Source organism: Acidimicrobiales bacterium, from assembly GCA_036378675.1.
Lineage (GTDB): Bacteria > Actinomycetota > Acidimicrobiia > Acidimicrobiales > Palsa-688 > DASUWA01.
The window spans coordinates 1-23647 of sequence record DASUWA010000006.1; the positions used below are offsets into that span (position 1 = coordinate 1).

The window sequence follows — 23647 nt, forward strand, 5'->3', positions numbered from 1 at the left end:
TCATCCCCACCTTCCTCCGAGTTGACCCCGGCAGTCTCCTACGAGTCCCCGGCATTACCCGCTGGCAACATAGGACAAGGGTTGCGCTCGTTGCGGGACTTAACCCAACATCTCACGACACGAGCTGACGACAACCATGCACCACCTGTGTAGGGCCCCGAAGGACACCGTATCTCTACGGCTTTTCCCTACATGTCAAGCCTAGGTAAGGTTCTTCGCGTTGCCTCGAATTAAGCCACATGCTCCGCCGCTTGTGCGGGCCCCCGTCAATTCCTTTGAGTTTTAGCCTTGCGGCCGTACTCCCCAGGCGGGGCACTTAATGCGTTAGCTACGGCACGGAGCCCGTTGATAAGGCCCCACACCTAGTGCCCAACGTTTACGGCGTGGACTACCAGGGTATCTAATCCTGTTCGCTCCCCACGCTTTCGCTCCTCAGCGTCAGTGCCGGCCCAGACCACCGCCTTCGCCACTGGTGTTCCTCCTGATATCTGCGCATTTCACCGCTACACCAGGAATTCCGTGGGCCCCTACCGGACTCTAGCCATGACAGTATCGGATGGCGACTCCAGGTTGAGCCTGGAGGTTTCACATCCGACTTATCAAGCCGCCTACGAGCTCTTTACGCCCAATGAATCCGGACAACGCTCGCTCCCTACGTATTACCGCGGCTGCTGGCACGTAGTTGGCCGGAGCTTCTTCTGCAGGTACCGTCATTATCGTCCCTGCTCGAAAGAGGTTTACAACCCGAAGGCCTTCATCCCTCACGCGGCGTTGCTGCGTCAGGCTTTCGCCCATTGCGCAATATTCCCCACTGCTGCCTCCCGTAGGAGTCTGGGCCGTGTCTCAGTCCCAGTGTGGCTGATCGTCCTCTCAGACCAGCTAGCCGTCGTCGCCTTGGTGGGCCATTACCCCACCAACAAGCTGATAGCCCGCGAGCCCCTCCCGAAGCGAAATTCATTTCCTCACCAGATCATGCGGTCCGGTGGGGACATCCGGTATTAGCAGCGGTTTCCCGCTGTTATCCCAGTCTTCGGGGCAGGTTGCTCACGTGTTACTCACCCGTTCGCCACTAAGTCTTCACCGGTATTGCTACCGGATGGACCTCGTTCGACTTGCATGTGTTAAGCACGCCGCCAGCGTTCGTCCTGAGCCAGGATCAAACTCTCCGTCGAGATCTGCGTTTCGGGCCATGAGCCCTCGACGTAAATCTGTGTAAAGAGTGGTCGGTTTCTGGCGAGATCCCGACCAGTCACTGGCACAAGACAGACTTGTTGTCCGTCTCAATGCTGTACGAGGTTGAACATCTCCGACACTCCAAATGGCGTGCCGTGATGCCCGCACTAGCTTTTGACTTCCTCTGTTCCGTTTTCAAGGAGCACTGCTGCGGGCCACACACAGGCCCCTGAAGAGGCCCGGCGGTGTGTCTCGCATTTTGGTCCCGCAGGCCGCAGCAGATCGCCGTAGCCGGTGGGACAGCCCCGCGTGCCAAAGGCCGTTCGGGGCGGCTTCTCAGCATACTGGAACCCGTGGAGGGTGTCAAAGAACCTTGGCACTTGCTCCCCGGGGCAGGTCGCTTCGAAGCGAACGTTTATCGTACCAGGCCGGTCGTGGGACGTAGGCCGATCTGGCCGACCGGCTAACCCCCGACTGCCGCCGGCGACTTATCCCCGAAGGACGACCCGCACGACGCCCGCCATGCTGTCCGTGGGGACCGGCACCACCTCGACGTTGAGCCCGGTGTGCGGGGCGACGACCATCATCCCGTTGCCGAGGTAGATCGCCACATGATCGACGAAGGTCGGGTCGTTTGGGTCATAGGTCCAGAACAGCAGGTCCCCCGGAGCGGCGGACGAGAGCGGGATGTGCTGCCCCGTCAAGAACTGCTCGGCCGCGGTCCGCGGCATCAGCACGCCTGCCTGGCGGTACGCCCATTGCACCAACCCGGAGCAGTCGAAGGAGCCAGGGCCCGCGGCGCCCCACACATATGGCTTGCCGACCTGGGAGAGCGCTGCCGCGATCAGGGAGGCCCGCCGCACGTTGTCGAGACCGGGACCGGTGATTTGGGGGATCTCGCTGAGGCGGAGCAGCTCGACGGTCGCTCCCGGGAGGGCCTGCTGGATCTCGTTGCGCAGCGTCACCCCGTCGACCGTCGGAGCGCTGATCACCGCGCCGGTGCGGGGCGCCAGCCCGAGGGGTGACGAGTAGTTCTGGTCGACCAGGAGGTCGACGCCCGGCAGGCCGAGCGAGGCGAAGGCCCCCATCCACCCCTGTACCGAGCCGTTGGTCCCGCCCGCCGGCGTTAGTGAGTCGAGCACGCCGAGCTGCAGCTTCTGGTCGGTCGCCATGTCGTACGACGAGACCAAGGCGCCGCCGGCGAGGTACTGCCACAACCGGTCGACCACTGCGCTGGACTGCGGGGTGAAGGTCCTGAAGGTCGACGGGTTCACCCCGAAGGTGACTGCCTTGGCGCCGGCGAGGTTGACGGTGCCGGTGTCGACGATCGTCGCGGCCTGAACGCCCCGCAGATGATCGAGCTTGCTCTCCGCGTCCCCGCTGATCGGGCTCTGGACCAACACAACCGCGTCGGGAGTGTGAACGGCTCCGGCGCTTCCGACGGCCGGCAAGTTGCCGGCGCTGGGCACCGGCAAGGCCTGGGGCGTCGGAGTGGGGGTTTGCGGGGCGCCCGTCGTGGTGGACGGCAACGACGAGTCCGTAAAGTCGCCCGAACCCGCCACCCGCAGCCCGGACGCTGCCGACCCTCTCGCCGCCGAGGACCCCTTACCGTTCAGTAACTTGCTGGAGAAGACGAGCGGTGAAGCGTCGGTCGCCCGGCGCCCTCCCGAAACGGCGAACGCGCTGATCGTGGACACGAGCAGCAGGAAGCCGACGCAGGCGGCAAGGACCTTCGGAAGTCTCACCCGCCTCCGATCACTCGGGCCGGGTCACTCGGGGTCGGGCCTCTGGCGGCCCTCCGGGCGATGTATCACCCTTCCCGGTTCCCCTCCGTTCACCTGAATTCCTCCTAGCGGGGACGTTTCAGGCCCTTTTGCGTATCACAGAACGGGATAGGCCTGGGTGACCCTGGACCGTGAACCGCCAGGGCAGCTCGGTTGCCACCGAGATCCCGATGCGGGGGGTTCCGACGATTTCGGCCGGCGGGGGCGTCCCGTCGTCCTCGATCCAGAGCGGCGATGACCCGGTTGTCATGTCGATCCCGTCGAGCGACTTGTCGATGCCCATCGCCTGGCAAAGGCGTCCGGGACCGCGGCACAGGTCACGGTCGGACCGGTGGGCCTGCGTGGTCCATCGGGCGGCGCGCATCGTTTCAACACCCCGCTCAGGTGCCAGAGCCCGCAGTAAAACCGCCTGCGCCTCCCCCTCGTGCCCGCACACCACGTTGGCGCACCAGTGCATCCCGTAGCTGAAGTACACATACAGATGACCGCCGGCTTCGAACATCGCCTTGTTCCGCGGCGTCCTACCTCGAAAGGCGTGACTCGCCGGGTCCTGTTGTCCCCGGTAAGCCTCGACTTCGATGATTCGCCCGGCTCTCCCATCCGCCGCGACGAGGAGTTTGTTCAGCAACCCCTGAGCGACCACCAGAGACGACTCCGAGAGGAAGGCCCGCCCAAGGCGCACCGGTCCGGCCGGCCGGCTAGGCGCCGTCACGAACGCCGAGTCGGCCCTCTACCTCGTCCAGGTGGGCAACGAACCGCTTCAGCTGCCGGGCAACCGGACGAGGTCCGGCTCCGCCGGGACTGGTGCGGCGGGTGACAGCCACGCCGGGGGCGAGCAGCTCAACTGCTTCGGAACCGAGTGCCGGATGCGATTCGACCAGCTCGGCTAGCGGTACGTGCCTTTCCATCGAGTCCCGGACGAGACCGCCGACGATGCCGTGCGCCTGGCGGAACGGCATGCCGCGTTCGACGAGCCACTCCGCCAGATCGACCGCGGCCGCGTACGGGGTGTCGGCTGCCTCGCGCATCCGCTCCAGGTTCCAGGCGGCGGTTGACAGCAGCCCGCGGATAGCCGCGACGCCTCGGGTCACCTGGTCGAGCGCATCGAAAAGGGGCTCCTTGTCCTCTTGGAGATCGCGGTTGTAGGACAGAGGTAGGCCCTTCAAGGTGGCAAGCAGGCCGGTGAGATTCCCGATCAGCCTTCCGGACCGTCCCCTGGCCAGCTCAGCGATATCGGGGTTCTTCTTTTGCGGAAGCATCGAACTTCCCGTCGCGTAAGCGTCCGCGAGCGACATGAAGCCGAACTCGTCACTCGACCACAGGACGATCTCTTCTCCCAACCTCGAAAGGTGCACTCCGATAAGGGCCAAGTCGAACAGCGCTTCTGCGACGAAGTCGCGGTCGGAGACGGCGTCGAGAGAGTTCTCGAATCGCGACGCGAAGCCCAGCTCGGCGGCAACGAGATCCGGGTCGAGCGGGAGCGAAGTGCCGGCCAGCGCCCCGGCCCCGAGCGGGGATACGTCGAGTCGCCGGCGGGTGTCGTCGATCCGGTCGACGTCCCTCGAGAACGCCCACCCATGCGCCAGAAGATGGTGAGCCAGAAGGACGGGCTGCGCTCGCTGCAAGTGGGTGTAGCCAGGGAGGTAGGAGTCGCCCGCCTCCTCCGCCAGTTCGGCGAGGACCCGTTGCAGCTCGACGAGCCGCCGAGCCACTTCCTTCAGTTCGCGCTTGGTGAACAGCCGGAGGTCGGTGGCGATCTGGTCGTTCCGGCTTCGCCCGGTATGAAGGCGCGCACCGACTTCGCCGGCAAGTTCAGTCACCCGCCGCTCGATCGCGGTGTGGACGTCCTCGTCTCCCGGCTTGAACGCGAACGAGTTGGACGCAAGCTCATCGGCAACCCGATCGAGAGCAGCAATCAGGATCCGCCCGTCCGAGTCGGTCAGGATCCCGGCCGATACCAGACCGCGAACGTGCGCGCGCGATCCCTCGACGTCATCGGATGCGAGCCGCCGGTCAAAGGCCAAGCTCACCGTGTACGAGAGCAACTCGTCAGCGGGGGTCTCGGCCCCGAAACGGCCCTGCCAAAGCGTCATGCCACCCAACCCATCATTCAGGACGAATCAATCATGCCAACGGAGACGAGGGAATGGTCAGCTGCGACCTTTCACCTGGCGGGCTGCCCAAGTCGACACCCCGAGACCCCACAGCCGGACAAATCCCTCGGCGTCCTGGTGGCGAAAACGATCCGCCGCCTCGTATGTCGCAAGTGAATAGTCGTATAGACCGACATCGCTCCGGCGCCCTGCGACGATGCAACGCCCCGGCAGCTCGCACCGCAACCGCACGTCACCGGTGACGTACTTCTGGCTCTCCTCCACGAACGCGTCGAGTGCCTGCTTGAGCGGTGAATACCAAAGGCCGTCGTAAACCAACTCGGCGTAGCGCGGTTCGAGACGCGCCTTCTCGTGGGCGAGGTCGCGTTCGAGGGTGAGATCCTCCAGGTCGGCGTGAGCCATCAGCAGCGCCAGCGCGCCCGGACACTCGTACACCTCACGGCTCTTGATCCCGACTCGCCGGTTCTCGATCATGTCGATCCGGCCCCACCCGTACGAACCAACGGTGCGATCGACTTCCGCGATCAGTTCGGTCAACGACATTGGTTTACCGTCGAGCGCAACCGGCAGTCCTCGCTCGAAGCTGATGACCAGCTCGGTCGGGCCGGTCGCGGTAGGAGTGGTCAGCTCGAAGACGTCTTCCGGCGGCTGCTCCCACGGGTCCTCGAGAATTCCGCACTCGATGGTCCGGCCCCAGAGGTTCTGGTCGATGCTGTACGGGCTCGACTTGGTGACCGTGATCGGGATGCCCCACTTCTCTGCCAGCTCGATCGACTGTTCACGAGTGATCCCCCAGCCCCGCACCGGAGCGATCACTTCCAAATCGGGCGCAAGAGCAGCGGTCGACACCTCGAACCGGACCTGGTCGTTGCCCTTACCCGTGCATCCGTGGGCCACCGCGTCGGCTCCGTGGGCGCGGGCTGTTTCGACCAGGTACTTCACGATTATCGGCCGCGACAACGACGAGATCAGCGGATACTTCCCCTCGTACTTCGCGTTGGCCTTGAGCGCGGGTGCCACGAACTCGTTGGCGTACTCCTCGCGCAGGTCCAGAACGATCGACTCGCTGGCTCCAGCAGCGAGTGCGCGCCGCTTGATCGCATCCCAGTCCCCACCCTGGCCGACGTCGGCGGCGAGCGCGATCACCTCGACGTTCATCTCTTCGATCATCCAGCGGACCGCGACGGAAGTATCCAGACCACCGCTGTAGGCCAGCACGACTCGTTTTGCCATCTAGCTTCCTCTTCCTCCGTTGTACAAACCTGCCAGCCCGCCGAGTTGCCGTGCCAGCGCGGCGCCGCCAGTCTTCTCGGCGGCGACCACGATGATGGTGTCGTCCCCTGCGACGGTTCCAATGATCTCTTTCAGAGCGGCCCGGTCGAGGGCGGACGCCACCACGTGGGCTGAGCCCGGCGGTGTCCTTACGACGACAAGATTCGCCGACGAGACAACGTCGACGACCCAGTCACCGAGAACGCGACGTAAGTGCTCCTCTGGGGCCAAGCGATCCTTGGGAAGCTCGGGTACCGCGTATACCGGGTCCCCTCGTGCGGCGCGGACCTTCACGGCTCCGATCTCCTCGAGGTCCCTCGATACCGTCGCTTGAGTGGCTTCGACCCCCGCAGCTGCGAGGAGATCGACGAGCTGCGACTGGCTGGTCACCGCGTTCTGCTCGATGAGCTGCTCGATGCGATGCTGCCGCTGCGTCTTGGAGAGCTTCAACGGGTCCCCCGTTGTACTAGCCACCAGAGGAGGCCACGCGCCGCGTGCATCCTGTTTTCCGCCTGATCCCAAACGACGCTCGCCGGCCCGTCGATGACTCCTGCGCTGACCTCGAGCCCGCGATGCGCGGGAAGGCAGTGCAAGAAGATCGCGTCCTTCGCGGCCTTCGACATCAGTTCTTCGTCGACCTGGTAGCCGGCGAAAGCGTCTGCGCGCGATTGGGACTCCGATTCCTGTCCCATCGACACCCACACATCCGTGTACACAGCATCCGCTCCCTCGACGGCCTCGACCGGGTCTTTCGTGGCGAGAACCGACACTCCGTACGAAAGCGCTCCGTCGGCCGTCGTCGCGTCGAGCTCGTGGCCCACCGGGGTGGCCAGCCGGATATTCACGCCGGCCATCGCGCACGCCAAGGTGAGGCTGCGTGCCACGTTGTTTCCGTCTCCGACCCAAGCGACCGTCCGCCCCTTCAAGCTTCCCCAGTGCTGCCGCAAGGTCAGAAGGTCGGCCAGCGCTTGACAAGGATGTGACCAGTCGGACAGCAAGTTGACGACGGGCACCTCGCCGACACGCCGCATCGACTCGAGTAGACCATGCTCGAACACCCTCGCTGCCAGGACGGCGTGGTACCGGGCCAGAACGCGGGTGACGTCCTCGACCGTTTCGCGCTCGCCGATCCCGATCTCGTCCCCCCGGATGGTTACCGAATGCCCGCCGAGTTGGAATACCGCCATCTCGGTTGAGTTGCGGGTCCGGTTCGACGGCTTCTCGAATATGAGCGCGACGCCGCGCCCGGCAAGCACCGGTGGGGGCGACTTGGTTTCGGCCAGGTCAAGAACCGTCTGCAACTCTTCAGGGGTCAGGTCGTCTACTTCAAGGAAGTGCCGCATCTTCAGTCAGTGAGTATCCGTTTGCTCCGCAATCGTGGCGATCGCGCCGGCGAGGATTGCAACTGCTTCGTCCATCTCGGAGTCGGTGACGAGGAGTGAGGGGGCCAGCCGCAAGGCGGACGCGGTCACCGCGTTGACGACCAGTCCCGCAGCGAGCGCAGCTGAAGCGACGTCCGACGCCTTTTTCCCCTCCTCGAGCTCGACCGCCAGGAGAAGGCCCATACCCCGAACCTCTTTCACACCTGGAACCTTGGACAGAGATTCGTTCAGGTGTGTACCGGCCCGCCGCGCACGAGCCGGGACGTCTTCGGACTGCATCACCTCGAGCACGGCACGCGCCGCCGCAGTAGCCAGAGGCTGACCGCCGAATGTGGTGGCGTGGTCCCCGGGCACGAACGCGGATGCCACGTCCTCACGAGCCCAGCAGGCCCCGATAGGAACTCCGTTCCCGAGAGCCTTCGCCATAGTCACGACGTCGGGGCGGATGCCGTAGTGCTGGAACCCGAACCATTCGCCGGTCCGCCCGAGGCCTGTTTGGACCTCGTCGACGATCATCAGCAGCCCTCTCTCGTCACACAACTCCCTCACCGCCCCGAAATAGTCGGCGCCCGCCGGGTTCACTCCCCCCTCGCCTTGCACCGGTTCCAAGAGGATCGCGGCGACCGATGGGTCGACTGCAGCGGACAGCGCGTCGAGATCCCGCCAGGCGACGTGGCGGAACCCTTCGGGGAGAGGCTGAAAGGGCTCGTGCTTCGTGGGTTGGCCTGTTGCGTGAAGTGTGGCGAGGGTCCGTCCGTGGAACGAGCCGTACGCGCTGACCACGGCGTACCGGCCGCGCCCCGCCCACTTCCTGGCGAGCTTTATCGCGGCCTCGTTGGCTTCGGCACCGCTGTTGCAGAAAAAGACCCGGCCGTCTCCGGCGTTCACCAAACGGTCGAGAGTGGCCGCCACCTCGCGTTGCGGGATGGTGCCGAACAGGTTGGAGACGTGCAACAGGGTTCGAGCTTGGTCGCAAATAGCGTCGGCTACCGCGGGGTGCGCATGTCCAAGCGAGGTGACCGCGAGGCCGCTCAGAAAATCGAGGTATTCGTTGCCGGCGCCGTCCCACAGTCTGCTTCCCGCGCCGCGCACGAACGTGACCGGAGCCGGCGGGTAGGTATTCATGAGCCGGTCGCTCATTGGGCGCTCACCATCGTTCCGATTCCCTCCCTGGTGAAGATCTCCAACAGGAGCGCGTGCGCTTCGCGCCCGTCGAGGATGTGCGCTTGACCGACGCCATTCCGGACGGCGCGAAGGCATGAGCGCGCCTTGGGGATCATGCCTCCTGCGACGGTGCCCTCGTCCAGCATCGCTTCCAGATCGTCGGGCCCAGCGGAGGAGACGCGCGTCGCGGGATCATCCCGGTCCCGCCGTATGCCATCGACGTCGGTGAGGTAGACGAGCTTCGCTGCTCTCACAGCTTCGGCGATCGCGCCGGCGGCCGTGTCGGCGTTGATGTTGTAGGCCTGGCCGGTTTCGTCGGTGCCGATGGTAGCGACCACTGGGATGAGATTCTCGGCTAGCAAACGGTTGAGCAGATCGGGATTCACCGATACGACGTCGCCGACGAAGCCGAGAGCCGGATCTCTCGCTTCCGCGCTGATCAGACCTGCGTCCTCGCCGGAAACTCCGACCGCGAGCGGCCCGTGAACGTTGACCGCAGAAACGATGTCCCGATTGATCTTGCCGACGAGGACCATGCGTGCAATGTCGAGAGTCTCTGCGTCGGTGACACGAAGCCCGTCGACGAACTCTGGCACCTTGCCGAGTCGCTGCATGAGCTCGCCGATCTGCGGGCCCCCGCCGTGGACGACCAGGGGCCTCATGCCCACCGATCGCATGAGCACGACGTCGCTCGCGAACGATGCAAGCGCGTCATCATTACGGTCTCCCGCGAGGGCATTACCGCCGTACTTCACGACGACCACCCTTCCCCAGAAACGCCGGATGTACGGAAGAGCCTCGATGAGGATCCCCGCTTTGAGCGAGGGGGAGACGTCGGCGATCGTTTCGGTCATGGGTAAAGGCCCGCAACTGGCAGACCGGCGGTTTCGGGCAAGCCGAGCGCGAGATTGGCGCACTGAATGGCCTGGCCGGCGGCGCCCTTGGTCAGGTTGTCGATCGCGGAGAGAGCGACGATCCATCCTGTTCGCGCATCGTTGCGCGCGGTCAGGTGCGCGGCGTTGGACCCGAGGGTTGCTTTTGTCGACGGCGACCGCTCCGAGACCACCACGAACGGAGAGCTCGCGTAGTAGCTGGCGAGCGTCGACAGAGGATCAACGTCTGTGGTTGCCGGCCGGGCGTAACACGTAGCGAGGATTCCCCGGTTCATCGGAGCTAGGTGCGGCGTGAACAGGATGCTCGCACCCGTCGCTTGCTCGATCTCCGGCGTGTGCCGGTGGTTGAGCAGCCCGTAGGCGGTGAAATCCTCATCGACCGCATTGAAGTGCGTGGTTGCCTTGAGGCTTCGGCCTGCGCCCGACACCCCGCTTGCTGCGTCGACGATGATCCCGGACGATTCGATGACCCCGGCCCTGACCAGAGGAGCCAAGGCAAGAGCGGCGGCGGTCACGTAGCAGCCGGCCACCGCGATCAGGGTGGCTCCTGGAAGTTCGTCGCCGAACAGCTCCGGAATGCCGAACACCGCCTCGCTCAGGAGCTCAGGGTGCTTGTGCTCCTCCCCATACCAGCGCGGGTAGAGGGCCCCGTCGCGTAAGCGGAAATCAGCGGCGAGGTCGACGACCAGGCCGACACGTTTTCGAAGGTCGGGCATCAGATCCTGGGATGCCCCGTGGGGCAGCGCCAGGAAGACGATGTCGAGTCCGTCCGCTGCGGCGGGGTCCGCGTTGCCGAGGACTAGCTGGGGGAAGCTCGCGGCAAGACTCGGGTACAGGTCGGCGACCTTTCCTCCGGCCCGGCTGTCCGCGGTCGCCATGACGACTTCGAGGTTCGGATGGCCCGAGGCAAGGCGGAGAAGCTCCGCCCCGGCGAAACCGGACGCGCCGAAGACGCCGGTCTTCAACTTGGGGGCGGGTCCGGGAGGCACATCAAACAACTATACAGGATGGTGCATATTGATGCAGCAAGAAAGCGTCCGACCGGTCTGCCGGGACTCAGCCCCGAAGCTGCGCATCATGGCGTGACGTCACCGCGTCGATTGCGGCCTGGCGTAGACCGGCGAGGTCGGCGTCGTCCAGGGTTCGGTCGTCTGCGCGGAACCTGAGCCGGAAGGCGAGGCTCTTGTTTCCCAGCCCGAGTTGCTCGCTGCGGTAAATGTCGAACAGCCAGCAGGCCTCGAGCAGGTCTCCCCCGGCAGTGGCGATCGTGCTGCGGACCTCTCCGGCCGGCACATCTTCACGGAGCACGAACGCGAGGTCGATGTCTCCGGCGGGGAAACGGCTGACCGGTCTGGACTCGAATGGTGTACGGCGTTCGCGGGCAAGCGCGTCCAGGGACAGCTCCAGGTATCCCAGCCGCCCCGCAAGTCCGTATCTCGCGGCGACCTCGGCGTCCAACTCCCCGAGCGCCCCGAACGCGACCCCGTTCGAACCAACGATTCGGGCCGCGCGAGCGGGATGCAAGCCAGCGACCGAGTCGCCTTGAACTTGTTGGCCTTCCAGCCTCAGCGCCTCGGACACCAACCTCCACGTGCGTGCGGCTGAGAACGCGGGTCTGGAATCGTCGTCGGAGTCCGGCGATCCGGCGGTTTGTCGGCGGCCGGTGGCCGGAACCGGGGCCATGATCACGCCGAGCATTTCCGTCTCGGTCGGGGTCACCGTTCCTTTCGGAGGAATCGCGAAGACGTTCCCTATCTCGAACAGGCAGACGTCGCCGGCTTGCCGATCACGGTTGAACTTCACCGCTTTGAGCATGCCGGGGAGCAACGAGGTGCGCAGGATCGATTCCGATTGGTCGAGGGGATTTTCCACCTCGACCGCGGCTGGGTCGAGGCCTGCTCGTTCGAGATCTCCAGGCGCAAGGAACGTCGTCGTCCAGGCTTCGTCGTACCCGGCGCCGGCGAGGATGTCGCGAATCCGGCGGCATTCCTTCTGATGCGTGGTCAGTCCCCCTGCGCGCCCGCTCGTGCCGGCGGGGACCGTTCGGCGGATCCTGCTGTAGCCCCACATTCGGGCTACTTCCTCGATGACGTCTATCTCGCGCTCGGTGTCGAGCCTCCAGGAGGGCACGACGACGTCGAGGACCGAAGGGGTATCGGCGCGGTCGACCTGATCTTTTTCCGGGACCAACGCTTCGAATCCGATCGGTTCGATCAGTCCCGCAACGTCGAGCGCGGTCAGCTCCGTACCGAGGATCTCGTTCACCCGATCGGTTCGGACCGGTACGGTTCGCCGGGCCGGGAGGTGCTGCCGGTCGACCACGTCGACGGTAGGCCCGCGGCGCACCTCGTCGATGCCGCTCACTGAAGAGAGAAGTCCGGCGAAACGCTCGACCGCGTGCGACGCGATTTCTGGGTCGACGCCTCTCTCGAAACGTACTCGGGCTTCCGAATGGAGCCCGAGCCGCTTGCCCGTGCGAGCGATGGCCATCGGTGAGAACCAGGCTGCTTCAAGCAAGACCCGCCTCGTACCCTCGGCGATCTCGGCGTTGGCACCGCCCATGATTCCGCCGACTCCGACAGGGGCGCCCTCCGCGTCGCATATGACGCAGTCGTCTTCTTGCAGCTTCCTTTCGACGCCGTCAAGAGTTTCGAGCACCTCACCCGGACGGCCTCGACGAACCAGGATCCCTCCCCCGCCGAGGCGATGGAGGTCGTAGGCGTGGTTGGGTTGCCCGAAGTCGAGCATCACGTAGTTGGACACGTCCACGACTGCGTTGATCGGCCTCATGCCTGCGAGAGTGAGCCGGCGCGCGATCCAGGCCGGAGAAGGACCCTGCGGGGCTCCGTCGATGATCGTGCCGGTGAAACGAGGGCACAGATCACCAGACTCGACGTTGATGGGTGCAGTTCCGAGAGAGTCGTCGACGGGTGGCGCCCCAGGCGTGGTCGGCATCGACCACGGCTCACCGAGCCTGGCTGCGAGATCCCTGGCGACTCCAGCCATGCTCAGGGCGTCTGGGCGGTTGGCGGAGATGTCCAAGTCGAACACCACGTCCGGGTGCAGATCGAGTGCCTCTACGAGCGGAGTGCCGGGGGGTGCGAGGTGGGCAGGCAGGATCATCAGCCCGTCCGATGCGCCAGCCTGCGGGAGCTCGAGCTCGGATGGCGAGCAGAGCATCCCGTTGGACAACTCTCCCCGCATTTTCCGACGCGAGATCTTGTCTCCGTTCGGCAGGACGGCACCGACCGGGGCGAGTGGGACGAGATCGCCGACCGCGAAGTTCCATGCGCCACACACGATCTGCAGCGGTGAGCCGTTGCCGGCATCGACATCGACGAGCCTGACCCGGTCGGCGTTGGGATGGGGCCGAATGTCGAGGACCTTGGCGACGACCACGTCTTCGGGACCCGCTCCTACCCGCTCGACTCCTTCGACGACGAGGCCGAGGTCCGACAAGGCGGCGGCGAGTTCCGCCGGATCGGCGTCAAGTGGCGCGTAATCGCGAAGCCAGGACAGAGGTGCACGCATCGGGAATTCCTAAAACTGGGAGAGAAAACGGACGTCGTTGTCGAGCAGCCAGCGCATGTCCGCCAAGCCGACCCGCACCTGGGCGAGACGGTCGATGCCGAATCCGAACGCAAACCCGCTGTACTCCTCGGGATCGATGCCGACTGCGTGAAACACGTTGGGGTCGACCATTCCGCACCCGCCCAGTTCGATCCACCCAGACCCGCTACAGGTTCGGCATCCCTCGCCTCCGCATATCGGGCAGGTGACTTCGAACTCAGCCGAAGGCTCCGTGAACGGGAAGTACGAAGGTCGCAACCTGGAATGGAAACCCGGGCCGAAAAACGCGTTGGTGAACTCCTCGATCGTGCCGGCCAGGTCGCCGAAGGTGATTCCCTTGTCGACGACCAGGCCCTCGATCTGATGGAACACCGGCAGGTGTCGGGCGTCGGGAGTATCGCGCCGGTAGCACCGACCGGGCATCACCGCATAAATGGGGAGCTGCTTCGACTCCATAAGGTGGATCTGCACCGGAGAAGTGTGGGTGCGGAGCAGGACCGTCTCCGGCTCGCCGAGCTTCAAGTACAGCGTGTCCCACATGCCGCGCGCAGGGTGCGCCGGCGGCATGTTGAGTGCCTCGAAGTTGTACCAGTCGGTTTCGGCCTCGGGGCCTTCCGCCACGGCGAATCCCATCGATACGAACGTGTCCTCCAACTCGTCGCGCGTCTGGGTTACGAGGTGAAGGTGCCCGCGGGTTCGAGTGAGCCAGTCGAGCGGCGCGGCCGCCGGCTCGGCGAGCGGTTCAGTCAGATCGAGTCGCTCGGACTCCGCCCGTTCCCTCCGGTCGGCCTGCTCGTAGGTGGTCCGGAGCTGGGCGGTTATTTGCTCCAACCGGGTGCTCGCCGCGTTGAGAGTGGCGCCGGCCTGCCGCCGATCGCCGGAGGGGAGCTGTCCGAGCCTCGACTTCAGCGCGGCAAGCTTCGACCGCCGCCCGAGAACATCGCGCTCGGTTTCGCGCAATGCTTCGAGATCGCTTGCCGCTTCGAGACGGGCGCGGGCCTCGGCCTCGATTGCTTCAACTTCTGCTTGGAACGCCGAAAGCGAAACTTCTTCGTCGGTTCCGTTGGACGCGGTTGCGGTTGTGCTTTTCGGGGGGGTGGGTCCGGTCACAGTTCCTGAAGCTTGTCCAAGTCGAGAAGAGGAAGCGTAAAGGTAAACGTCGACCCTGTCCCCAGATTTGATTCGGCGGTGAGGTCGCCTCCGTGGGACTCGACCAAGCCCCTACTGATCCACAACCCAAGACCTGACCCCGTCGGGCGGCCCTCAGAGCGGCGGAAGAACTTGGTGAACACCTTCGGCAGGTCCTCAGGTGGGATCCCGTCACCGAGGTCGGAAACCGCTACCGAGACCGATTCGTTTCCAAGCGATCCCTCGATCCGCAAACCGCGGGGCGAGCCGTACTTGCAGGCGTTCTCGACAAGGTTGGTGAGGACCTGCTCGACCTTGTCCGGATCTGCGTACACCTTGGGGAAGCCGTCTGGAAACTCGACCGTCGCCTCCAGCTCGGGGTATTCCAATCTGACCTTCTCGACGACGGTGGCCGCGAGCCTGGGCAGGTCGACCAGCTGCCGGCGCAACCGAAGCCGGCCCGTCTCGAGCCGGCTGATGTCGAGGAGCTCGGTGATCAGGCGTGTGACCCGGTCGGCATCGTGGTTGACCTGTTCGAGCATCATCTGCTTCTGGTCGTCGCGGAGCCGGTCCCACCGGTTGATGAGAAGGCTCGTGTAGCCCTTTACCGAAGTCAGCGGGGACCGAAGCTCATGACTAACGGTGGAGACGATCTCCATGCCGCTGACGCCGGTCCTCGCCTGGCGGGCGGCATTCCGGAAGGTGACTACCGCGGTAGCTAGGTTTCCGGAGGCGTCGCGCTGGAAGGACCCGGAGAGGGAGGTGACCAGGTCGCGGCCGTCGCGTTTTCGGAGAACGATGGTCTGCTCCGCGATGCCACTGACCGAACGGAGCCGGGTCGACGCATGCCAGCTGTTGCTCAGATCGCGGCCGTCCAGGTCGCGGGCGGAGAGCGTCTCCGAGCAAAACCGGCCGACAAGATCGCTCTCGGCGTAGCCGGTCATTTGAAGCGCGACACGGTTGGCTCGGACGACTCGCATGTCTGAATCGAGCACGAGGAGGGCATCGGGCAGGAGATCCGCCATGCCGTCGGCGCTGATCTCGATGGGATCGCTTGAGGGGACGCCGGCGGGTGCGCCAGAAGGTGCGCCAGAAGGTACGCCGGCAGGCGTGCCCGCCCGGGTGGCGGCAGGCGCGCTGTCGGCCTTGCGGGCGTCAGGTCCCGATCGGGCGCTGGCGCCCACGGGGGTCTCCGGCGATGTGGCTGCGTCGGTCATGCGGCGCCTCTAACACTACGGGTGGCGCGAGCGGCCTGCGACGTCTGCGGCGCCCGCCCTGATTGGGCTGATTGGGCGGGAAGAGGTGCCTCACGGCGCTGGCGGGCTGCCTCGAAGCACAGAATCGATCCCGCAATGGCGGCGTTAAGGGATTCGGTGCCGTCGGACATCGGGACGGTCAGGAGCCCGTCCAGAACCCCCGGCACATGATCCGGGATCCCGTGCGCCTCATTGCCGAGGACAAGCGCGCACGGGCCCGACAGGTCGGCCTGCGAATAATCGATACCTCCGTGTGCCGCCGTCCCCCACACCGTCGTGCCCGCCTGCCGAAGGAAATCGAGCGCCTGGCCGAACTCGACATCGGTCGCTACCGGCACGTGGAAGATGGCGCCCGCGGTTGCTCGCACCGTCTTCGGGTTGTAGAGATCGACGGACGGCTTGCAGAGCAGGACGAGGTCCGCACCGGCGCCGGAGGCGCTCCGGATCAGCGTGCCGGCGTTGCCGGGGTCGCTGATGCCGGCAAGAACCAGGACAAGACTCGCCGATGTCTCCGCGTCCAGCGGTCGGTGAACGCTTTGGACGATCGCTGCGATCGGCTGTGGCGTGACCGTGTCGAGCACCCGGGCGAGCGCGTCGGGCTGAACTTCAATGACGCGTAGCCCGTCCTGCTCGCACTCTCGCGCGAGCTCGTGATCTACGGCCCTGGCGGATCCGGGCTCGAGAAACACCGTGTCGATGACTGCGCCGGCATGCCGCGCTTCGCCGAGAAGCTTGGCGCCCTCGACGACGAAGGCCCCTTCCTGCTGGCGCGCTTCACGCTGCCTGGCCAGGCGACGGAGGCGTTGGACCGCAGGATTGCGAAGCGCGACGGTTCTCAGGGGAGGCCGCCCCTGCTGCTAGCCGTTCACCGAACCGGAGCGATCGGCTCCGGATAATGCATCTTTGGCGACCGCGACGAGCGACGAGAACGCCGCCTCGTCCCTGACGGCGAGGTCGGCAAGGATCTTGCGGTCGACCTCGACGCCAGCAGCCCTGAGCCCCGCGATGAGTCGGCTGTAGCTCATGCCGTTGGTGCGGGCGGCGGCGTTGATCCGCTGGATCCATAGCTGGCGGAAGTCGCCTTTGCGCGCACGCCGGTCGCGAAACGCGTACTGGAGCGAGTGCATGACTTGCTCATGGGCCGCGCGGTAGCTCCGGCTCTTGTTGCCGTAGTAACCCTGCGCCTGTTCCAAGACTGCGCGGCGGTGCTTCTTGCTATGGACGGCACGCTTGACCCGGGCCATCGGGTGCTCCTTTCAGAGAAATCCAGGAATATGGGGGACTGGTACGCCGGCGCTGCCACCGCCGGGGCGAGATCAGATCGAGATCAGAGACCGAGCAGCCGCTTGACGGCCTTCACGTCGCCTGGAGCGACATCGACTTCGCGTCCGAGGCGCCGGGTGCGGGTGGTCGGCTTCTTCTCGAGAATGTGAGACCGGAAGGCCTGGCGGCGGCGTAGCCGTCCACTTCCTGTGATCTTGAAGCGCTTGGCGGCGCCGCGGTCGGTCTTCATCTTCGGCATCGATGGCTCCTGCTAGCGGTGTGTTATCAGGGGTTGTTCTGGCTGAGGGAGGCCGGCACATCCTCGGGCAATGTGTCGGGGATGGCCGTGTTGCTGGTCGCAGCCTGTCCGCCGGAGGCGTCGTCGGCTGCGGGTTCTTGCGTGTCTTGCATCTCTTGCGTGTCTTGGTTGTCTTGCGTGTCGGGGCTTGGTGTGGCTGCCGGGGCTTCGCCGCCGGTGCGGGCTTCCGGGGTGGCCGCTTGTTCCGGCGAGGCCGGATCCGGTCGTGGCCGGCCCTGTTCTGCCGGTGAACTGCCCCTGGCCGAACGCTTGGACTGGTTGCCGGCCGGCGCGGCGCCGTTGGCGGAGGGCTTCTTCGTCTGCTGGGCCCGGCGATCCGGAGCAAGCACCATGACCATGTTGCGACCGTCGAGCTTGGGGGCCGCTTCCACCTTCGCAATCCCGCCGACGGTCTCGGCCACCTGATCGAGAATCCGCTTGCCGAGCTCTGGATGGCTCATCTCACGGCCTCTGAACATGATGGTGATCTTGACCTTGTGGCCTTCCCCGAGGAACCGAGCCACCTGGCGGGTCTTGGTGTCGAAGTCGCCGCTGCCGATCTTCGGGCGGTACTTCATCTCCTTGATCCCGGTGGTGGTGGCCTTGCGCCGAGACTCCTTAGCCCGCTGAGCCGCCTCGTATTTGAAGCGGTTGTAATCCATCACCCGGCAGACCGGTGGGTTGGCTTCTGCGGCCACCTCCACCAGATCGAGGTCCAACTGCCGTGCGATGTTCAGGGCTTCCGGGAGAGGCTTGATCCCCAACTGCTTTCCGTCGGGATCGATCAACAGGACTTCCCGGGCGCGAATCCTCTCGTTGGTCCGGTGTTCGTTTTGGTCAGGTGCAGCGGCTATGCGACATCACTCCTTGCGTCGGGGGCCCCGTTCGAACGCGAAAAGGGCGAGCGTAGGAAGCAACGCCCGCCCTGGCGGTCATTCGACCCGGTCGCACAGCCGGCATCACGCCGGGATGGCCGGGTGGGGGCCTGCAAGCCCCGCTTCCCGTATTCGGTTTAGAACATAGGGTAGCGGAATGAGCAGCCTTTGGACGCCGGGGGGCGAGAGACCCATACGTCGCGATTCCCCCGCCGGAGAGCCGCCGGCGGAGCCATCGCGCGCCGGACCGGGTGCGGAGCCAAGCGAAGAGGAGATCCGTGCGCAGATGGCCGAGCTGCAACAGGAGCTCGCCCGAACCCCGGCCGAGGTAGTGATCGCCAACCATGCGCTCGGGCTGTTCAACCTGGCGAGCCTTCACCTATCGCAGCAGCCGCCGCAGCTGGAGCAGGCCCGCCTGGCCATCGACGCGATGGCTGCGCTGGTGGACGGGCTGGGAGACCGGTTGGGCGAGGATGCCCACGCCCTGTCGGACGGCCTCGCTCAGCTCAGGATCGCCTTCGTCCAGATCCATGGGGCGCAGCAGGCGGGCGCCCGAGGCGGAGGCGGGGGTGGTGGCCCCGAGGCCGGAGGCGCTCAGGGGGCTGGCGGAGGCGGGGCAGGCGGAGGCGGGGCTGGCGGAGGCGGGGCCGGTGACCCTGAGGCCGGAGGGCCAGGGTCTGGCGAGCCCACGGAAAGTGACGACGCTTAGGGCCGTGGCTCCCCGACCCGCCGTGCTGGGTAGAGAAAAGGCGCTATACGAACATTAAGTCTACCCAACGCACCTGATACAGCGTGAAACGGCCCCAGGCACACCATAATACAACCACGTAGAGTGACTAAAGCGCCGGCGGCTCCACCCGGATGTCGCCGGCCTCCCACCTGCCCCCCCGCCCGGGGATGACCACGAAACTGACGCTGGCACCGACGGGGATGGCCCGGGTTCCGCCGGCGATCTGGGTGCAGTGGAAGCCGTAGCGGTCGCCGGCGAGGGTCGATACGGTGCCCAGGCCGACGTGCTCGTCGAATTCGTCGACGACGCCCTCGAGCCTGCGCTCGCCGGCGCTCACGGGACGATCTTGGCGATGGGCAGCTCGATGATGTCAGTGGCGCCGTGGTCCTTGAGGGCCGGGATGAGGGTGTTGATGGTGTGCTTGGGCACGACCGCCTCGACGGCGAAGCCGTCCTCACCGAACAGCTTGGAGACCGTTGGCGACTTCATGGCGGGGAGCAGCTCGATCACCGATTCCAGCGCGGCCTCGACGACGTTCAGCTTGACCAGTACTCGTCCGCGGGCAACCAGCGTTCCGGTGAGCAGGCTCATGATCTGCTGCATCGCGTGACGCTTTGTGTCGTCGGCGAAGGACGACGGGTTGGCGATCAGCTCGGTGTAGGACTCGAGGATCGTGTCGATGATCCGTAGGCCGGCGGCCCGAAGGGCCCGGCCGGTCTCGGTGATCTCGACGACGGCATCGGCGATCTCGGGAATCTTCGCCTCGGTCGCCCCGTGAGAGCCACGGACCACTGCAGAAACACCCTGCGACTCGAGGAACCGGCGAGTCAGCTGGGGGTACTCGGTCGACACCCTCGTGCCGTCCGGGAGCTCACGAGCCGATTTGACCGGGGAATCCTCGGCCACAGCAAGCACCACCCGGACCGGCTGCGCGGTGGCCTTGCTGTATCGAAGCTCGCCCAGGGAAGCGACGTCGCTCGCCGTCTCCTCCACCCAGTCTCGTCCCGTGATTCCCAGGTCGAACAGGCCTTCCGCGACGTACTCGGGGATCTCCTGGGGGCGCAGGATCCGGACCTCCGAAATCCGCGGGTCGTCGATCGTCGCCCGGTAGTCGACCGACGAGCTTCGCAGGACGGCGAGGTCGGCGCCCTCGAACAGCTCCAGGGTTGCCCGCTCGAGCGACCCCTTGGGAAGTACTAGCCGCAGCACCGGATCACAGCACCAAGCGAATCACAGGGCGGACGGAAGCACGAGCGAGAAACGGGCTGAGAAACCGATTCGGAAGAACCCAACGGGAAGACCCAACGAGGAGACTCGTCCGCGCTCTCAGCCCCTCAGCCCTCAGCCTCTCAGCCCTCGGCCTTAGGCAGCGACGCCATGAGATTGGCCATCTCGATGGCCGTCTGCGCGGCTTCGAAGCCCTTGTTCCCGGCCTTGGCGCCCGACCGCTCCACCGCCTGCTCGATCGTGTCGGTCGTCAGCACCCCGAAAACGACCGGCACCCCGGTGTCCAACTGCACCCGCTGGATCCCCGCAGCGCACTGGCCGGCGACGAAGTCGTAGTGACCTGTGGCGCCCCGGATGACAGCGCCCAAAGCGATCACCGCGTCGAAAGACTCGGACACCGCGAACTTCTGTGCGACCAGGGGAAGCTCGAAGGCTCCGGGAACCCACGCCACGTCGATCCGTTCGGGATCCACGCCGTGCCGGCGCAGCCCATCGAGGGCCCCGTCCACCAAACGGCCGACGATCGCCTCGTTGAACCGGCTGGCGACAACGGCGAAACGAAGCCCCGCACCGCCCAGGTGCCCTTCGAACACGGTCACAGCATCCCTCCGCCGTCGAGCAGGTGCCCCAGCTTGTCGCGCTTGGTCCGCAGGTAGCGGATGTTCTCGGCGTTCGGGGTCACCTCGATGGGCACCCGCTCGACGATCTGGAGGCCGAAGCCTTCGAGGCCGCCGCGCTTTGCCGGGTTGTTGGTCATGAGCCGCATGGTCGTGATCCCCAGGTCGACGAGTATCTGGGCCCCGATACCGTACTCGCGGCTGTCCACCGGCAGGCCCAGCTCGAGGTTGGCGTCGACCGTGTCGAACCCGGTGTCCTGCAGCTCGTAGGCCTGGAGCTTGTGGGCGATGCCGATGCCCCGGCCCTCGTGGCCGCGGAGGTACACCACCACCCCCATCCCTTCGCCGGCGATCATCCGAAGCGCCTGGTGGAGCTGGGCGCCGCACTCGCAACGCTTCGAACCGAAGACATCCCCGGTCAGGCACTCGCTGTGGACCCGCACCAGGACGTTCGGCTCCCCCGCCGGCTCGCCCATCACGAAGACCAGGTGGGTCTCGTGGTCGATCACGCTCTCGTAGGCGACGCAGCGGAACTCGCCGAACTCGGTCGGCAGGCGGGCCTCGGCCGTCCGGCGGACCAGCCGCTCGGTCTGGCGGCGGTACCGGATCAGGTCGGCAATTGTGACCACCAGCAGGTCGTGCTTCTTGGCGAAGATCTCCAGGTCGTCCCGACGGGCCATCCCGAGACCGTCCTCGGTCACCACCTCGCAAAGAACGCCAGCCGGCGACAGACCCGCCAGGCGGGCAAGGTCGACCGCCGCCTCGGTGTGGCCGGCGCGCTTGAGGACCCCACCTTCTCGCGCCCGCAGAACGTGCAGGTGGCCCGGACGGGCGAGATCCTCAGGACGGGTCGACGGATCCACCAGCGCCTGTGCGGTCCGGGACCGGTCCGCCGCCGAGATGCCTGTGGTCGTGCCCGCCCGGTAGTCGACGGTGACGGTGAAGGCGGTCCGTTGGGCCTCGGTGTTGCGCTCGACCATCAGGGGAAGGTCGAGCTGGTCGGCGCGCTCGGCGGTGATGGAGGCGCATATCAGCCCGGAGGTGTGGCGCACGAAGAACGCCATGGTGTCGGGCGTGGCGTGCTCGGCTGCGACGATGAGGTCGCCCTCGTTTTCGCGGTCTTCGTCGTCGACGACGACAACCATCCGCCCCGCGCCGATTGCGGCGATCGCCTCCTCGATGGATGCGGTAGGCACGTTCATCTACCTCCGTGTCGCGCCCTGCGAGGCGCTGGTTCGTTGAGCGCCCTGCAGTGCGCTGTATGGCGAGTCGGCTCCGGCTCTCAGTAGCCGCTCGGTGTATTTGGCAATGACGTCGGCCTCGAGATTCACGGTGTCCCCGGGAAGCTTCCGCCCAAGCGTCGTGACTGCGATTGTGTGCGGTATCACCGCGACGGTAAAACCGTCCGGCAGCACCGACACGACTGTAAGGCTGACCCCGTCGACGGTGACCGAACCTTTTTCCACCACGTAGGCGAGGACGTCGTCGCCGGTGGAAACCTGCAGGTCGGGGGCCGGGCTGACCACCGTCCCGACGCCGTCGACGTGACCCTGCACAAGGTGCCCGCCGAGCCGCCCGCCGAGTGCGACCGGGCGCTCGAGGTTCACGGGGTCCCCGGGCTTCAGGGCCCCGAGGTTGCTGCGGGCGAGGGTCTCGGCAACGGCATCGGCGGCCCACCAGCCCGGCCCGATATCGACGACCGTCAGGCAGCAGCCGTTGACGGCGATCGAGTCGCCGATCTGGGTGCCGTCGGTCACAACGCCCGCGGAGATGACCAGCCGGGCCCCCGCACCGGCGGCCTCCAGGGCGCTGACGGCCCCGAGCTCCTCTACTATCCCCGTAAACATTCCACCCTCAAGGTACGGCACGCCCTTCTTCACCAGCCAGGACATCGATCCGTACATCGGGACCGATCTGGCGCACCGAGGAGATTCGTCCCCTCCAGATGGCGTCCATGGTGGCCGCTCCTGGCCCCCTGAGGAGGGGCACGCCATCGTCTCCGCCCATCAGCGCCGGGGCGAAGTAGACCACGTACTGGTCTATGAGCCGATGGTTGTGAAAAAGCCACGCAACTCTGGCGCCACCCTCCACCAGGAGCTGTATCACGTCGCGTTCTCCCAGGTCGTACAGGAGATCCTCGGGGTCGCCCGAGTGAACGAGGGCAGGCTCGACCCGCGCTCCGGGGGGTATTTTCCCGAGGACGACCCGCAACGGATCCCGGCCGGGTGTGGTCGCCACGTCCCTGACCGTCAGAGACGGATCGTCGGACCGGACGGTGCCCGCGCCGACCAGGATCGCGTCACTCTCTGCCCGGAGTTGGTGGACGTCGGCCCGGGCTTGGGGACCGGTGATCCAACGGCTCGACCCGTCGGGGGCCGCGATCCGGCCGTCGAGGGTGCTGGCCAGCTTGAGGACCACCCAGGGGAGCCCGGTCCGGCGGTGTTTCAGGTATGGCGCCAACGAGCTCTCGACCTCGCCGGAGAGCACCCCGACCCGGACGTCCAGCCCGGCCTGCCTGAGGAGCTCCACACCTCTCCCTGAAACGTGGGGATCGGGGTCGAGGACTCCTATTACAACTCGGCGGACCTCGGCGGCGATGACGGCTTCGGCGCAGGGGGGCGTTCGCCCGTGGTGCGCGCACGGCTCCAGGGTGACGTAGAGGGTGGATCCCCTTGCCGAGTCCCCGGCCAGGCCGAGGGCGACGACCTCGGCGTGTGGGCCACCCGGCGGCTGGGTGGCTCCCTCGGCTACCGGCTCCTCGCCGGCGGGTACGACGACGGCGCCCACCCAGGGGTTCGGTGAGGTGATGGGTCGGACCTCGTTCCCGAGAGCGATGGCCTGGGCCATCCAGATCTCGTCGTCGCCGAAGCGTGTGTCATCAAAGTCAGTGGCCATGGAGGT

Annotated in this window: 23 protein-coding genes and 1 rRNA gene; 1 reads left to right on the plus strand and 23 read right to left on the minus strand. The window is 66.0% G+C overall.

From position 1 onward, the window contains the following. The 17 genes from VFZ97_01925 to infC all read right to left on the minus strand — a co-directional run. Positions 1-1172: ribosomal RNA gene (locus tag VFZ97_01925) — 16S ribosomal RNA — on the minus strand; the annotation flags it as partial. A gap of 489 nt (positions 1173-1661) precedes the next feature. Then, complete coding sequence (locus tag VFZ97_01930) at positions 1662-2918, minus strand: C40 family peptidase (GenBank protein ID HEX6392168.1); 1257 nt, start codon at positions 2916-2918, stop codon at positions 1662-1664. A 118-nt stretch (positions 2919-3036) separates the two neighbouring features. Then, entirely contained in the window at positions 3037-3669 is a 633-nt protein-coding gene (locus VFZ97_01935) for a DNA-3-methyladenine glycosylase (protein ID HEX6392169.1), read from the minus strand. Continuing rightward, positions 3656-5050: an argininosuccinate lyase gene (gene argH, locus VFZ97_01940; protein HEX6392170.1), complete on the minus strand. Its 1395-nt coding sequence runs from the start codon at positions 5048-5050 to the stop codon at positions 3656-3658. The genes VFZ97_01935 and argH overlap by 14 nt, the downstream gene beginning before the upstream one ends. 57 nt (positions 5051-5107) lie before the next feature. Next, the gene (locus tag VFZ97_01945; GenBank protein HEX6392171.1) at positions 5108-6304 is read right to left on the minus strand and encodes an argininosuccinate synthase; all 1197 of its coding nucleotides are present in this window, start codon (positions 6302-6304) and stop codon (positions 5108-5110) included. Continuing rightward, on the minus strand, positions 6305-6817 hold the full coding sequence (gene argR, locus VFZ97_01950; GenBank protein ID HEX6392172.1) for an arginine repressor: 513 nt from the start codon (positions 6815-6817) through the stop codon (positions 6305-6307). Beyond that, positions 6790-7686, minus strand: a complete 897-nt coding sequence (gene argF / locus VFZ97_01955) for an ornithine carbamoyltransferase (GenBank protein ID HEX6392173.1) — start codon at positions 7684-7686, stop codon at positions 6790-6792. Before argF ends, argR begins: the two co-directional genes overlap by 28 nt. Before the next feature lie 6 nt (positions 7687-7692). Further along, on the minus strand, positions 7693-8865 hold the full coding sequence (locus VFZ97_01960) for an acetylornithine transaminase (GenBank protein HEX6392174.1): 1173 nt from the start codon (positions 8863-8865) through the stop codon (positions 7693-7695). Then, positions 8862-9743: an acetylglutamate kinase gene (gene argB, locus VFZ97_01965; protein HEX6392175.1), complete on the minus strand. Its 882-nt coding sequence runs from the start codon at positions 9741-9743 to the stop codon at positions 8862-8864. The genes VFZ97_01960 and argB overlap by 4 nt, the downstream gene beginning before the upstream one ends. After that, positions 9740-10771 (minus strand): N-acetyl-gamma-glutamyl-phosphate reductase, encoded by a 1032-nt coding sequence (gene argC, locus VFZ97_01970; GenBank protein ID HEX6392176.1) that lies wholly within the window; start codon positions 10769-10771, stop codon positions 9740-9742. The genes argB and argC overlap by 4 nt, the downstream gene beginning before the upstream one ends. Before the next feature lie 67 nt (positions 10772-10838). After that, positions 10839-13313: a phenylalanine--tRNA ligase subunit beta gene (pheT, locus tag VFZ97_01975; protein ID HEX6392177.1), complete on the minus strand. Its 2475-nt coding sequence runs from the start codon at positions 13311-13313 to the stop codon at positions 10839-10841. A gap of 9 nt (positions 13314-13322) precedes the next feature. Next, the gene (gene pheS / locus VFZ97_01980) at positions 13323-14462 is read right to left on the minus strand and encodes a phenylalanine--tRNA ligase subunit alpha (GenBank protein HEX6392178.1); all 1140 of its coding nucleotides are present in this window, start codon (positions 14460-14462) and stop codon (positions 13323-13325) included. Further along, positions 14459-15697 (minus strand): PAS domain-containing sensor histidine kinase, encoded by a 1239-nt coding sequence (locus VFZ97_01985; GenBank protein HEX6392179.1) that lies wholly within the window; start codon positions 15695-15697, stop codon positions 14459-14461. The genes pheS and VFZ97_01985 overlap by 4 nt, the downstream gene beginning before the upstream one ends. Then, on the minus strand, positions 15694-16575 hold the full coding sequence (locus tag VFZ97_01990; protein ID HEX6392180.1) for an RNA methyltransferase: 882 nt from the start codon (positions 16573-16575) through the stop codon (positions 15694-15696). The genes VFZ97_01985 and VFZ97_01990 overlap by 4 nt, the downstream gene beginning before the upstream one ends. Positions 16576-16593: 18 nt before the next feature. Then, complete coding sequence (rplT, locus tag VFZ97_01995; protein ID HEX6392181.1) at positions 16594-16980, minus strand: 50S ribosomal protein L20; 387 nt, start codon at positions 16978-16980, stop codon at positions 16594-16596. An 83-nt stretch (positions 16981-17063) separates the two neighbouring features. After that, complete coding sequence (gene rpmI, locus VFZ97_02000; protein HEX6392182.1) at positions 17064-17258, minus strand: 50S ribosomal protein L35; 195 nt, start codon at positions 17256-17258, stop codon at positions 17064-17066. 26 nt (positions 17259-17284) lie between these two features. Further along, complete coding sequence (infC, locus tag VFZ97_02005) at positions 17285-18151, minus strand: translation initiation factor IF-3 (GenBank protein ID HEX6392183.1); 867 nt, start codon at positions 18149-18151, stop codon at positions 17285-17287. Positions 18152-18329: 178 nt separating this feature from the next. On the opposite strand from infC, the gene VFZ97_02010 reads away from it, so the two are divergent. Next, the gene (locus tag VFZ97_02010) at positions 18330-18881 is read left to right on the plus strand and encodes a hypothetical protein (GenBank protein HEX6392184.1); all 552 of its coding nucleotides are present in this window, start codon (positions 18330-18332) and stop codon (positions 18879-18881) included. A 127-nt stretch (positions 18882-19008) separates the two neighbouring features. Here the strand turns inward: VFZ97_02010 and VFZ97_02015 are convergent, their stop codons facing one another. The 6 genes from VFZ97_02015 to ribD form a co-directional block, all read right to left on the minus strand. After that, entirely contained in the window at positions 19009-19239 is a 231-nt protein-coding gene (locus tag VFZ97_02015) for a hypothetical protein (GenBank protein ID HEX6392185.1), read from the minus strand. Continuing rightward, positions 19236-20111 carry an ATP phosphoribosyltransferase gene (hisG, locus tag VFZ97_02020; GenBank protein HEX6392186.1) on the minus strand — a complete coding sequence of 292 codons (876 nt, stop codon included), beginning with the start codon at positions 20109-20111 and terminating at the stop codon, positions 19236-19238. Before hisG ends, VFZ97_02015 begins: the two co-directional genes overlap by 4 nt. 140 nt (positions 20112-20251) lie before the next feature. Further along, entirely contained in the window at positions 20252-20728 is a 477-nt protein-coding gene (ribE, locus tag VFZ97_02025; GenBank protein ID HEX6392187.1) for a 6,7-dimethyl-8-ribityllumazine synthase, read from the minus strand. Next, positions 20725-21942, minus strand: coding sequence for a bifunctional 3,4-dihydroxy-2-butanone-4-phosphate synthase/GTP cyclohydrolase II (locus tag VFZ97_02030; protein ID HEX6392188.1), 1218 nt, complete (start codon positions 21940-21942; stop codon positions 20725-20727). The genes ribE and VFZ97_02030 overlap by 4 nt, the downstream gene beginning before the upstream one ends. Before the next feature lie 6 nt (positions 21943-21948). Then, the gene (locus VFZ97_02035; protein HEX6392189.1) at positions 21949-22593 is read right to left on the minus strand and encodes a riboflavin synthase; all 645 of its coding nucleotides are present in this window, start codon (positions 22591-22593) and stop codon (positions 21949-21951) included. Between the two features lie 7 nt (positions 22594-22600). Beyond that, on the minus strand, positions 22601-23641 hold the full coding sequence (gene ribD / locus VFZ97_02040) for a bifunctional diaminohydroxyphosphoribosylaminopyrimidine deaminase/5-amino-6-(5-phosphoribosylamino)uracil reductase RibD (GenBank protein HEX6392190.1): 1041 nt from the start codon (positions 23639-23641) through the stop codon (positions 22601-22603). Positions 23642-23647: the final 6 nt, after the last annotated feature.

Coding starts and splice junctions, on each gene's coding strand:
- VFZ97_02035 (HEX6392189.1), bottom strand. CDS start 22,593: ATGTTTACGGGGATAGTAGAGGAGCTCGGGGCCGTCAGCGCCCTGGAG.
- rplT (HEX6392181.1), bottom strand. CDS start 16,980: ATGGCCCGGGTCAAGCGTGCCGTCCATAGCAAGAAGCACCGCCGCGCA.
- VFZ97_02010 (HEX6392184.1), top strand. CDS start 18,330: ATGAGCAGCCTTTGGACGCCGGGGGGCGAGAGACCCATACGTCGCGAT.
- argB (HEX6392175.1), bottom strand. CDS start 9,743: ATGACCGAAACGATCGCCGACGTCTCCCCCTCGCTCAAAGCGGGGATC.
- pheT (HEX6392177.1), bottom strand. CDS start 13,313: ATGCGTGCACCTCTGTCCTGGCTTCGCGATTACGCGCCACTTGACGCC.
- ribD (HEX6392190.1), bottom strand. CDS start 23,641: ATGGCCACTGACTTTGATGACACACGCTTCGGCGACGACGAGATCTGG.
- argF (HEX6392173.1), bottom strand. CDS start 7,686: ATGCGGCACTTCCTTGAAGTAGACGACCTGACCCCTGAAGAGTTGCAG.
- VFZ97_01985 (HEX6392179.1), bottom strand. CDS start 15,697: ATGACCGACGCAGCCACATCGCCGGAGACCCCCGTGGGCGCCAGCGCC.
- argH (HEX6392170.1), bottom strand. CDS start 5,050: ATGACGCTTTGGCAGGGCCGTTTCGGGGCCGAGACCCCCGCTGACGAG.
- VFZ97_01945 (HEX6392171.1), bottom strand. CDS start 6,304: ATGGCAAAACGAGTCGTGCTGGCCTACAGCGGTGGTCTGGATACTTCC.
- rpmI (HEX6392182.1), bottom strand. CDS start 17,258: ATGCCGAAGATGAAGACCGACCGCGGCGCCGCCAAGCGCTTCAAGATC.
- VFZ97_01960 (HEX6392174.1), bottom strand. CDS start 8,865: ATGAGCGACCGGCTCATGAATACCTACCCGCCGGCTCCGGTCACGTTC.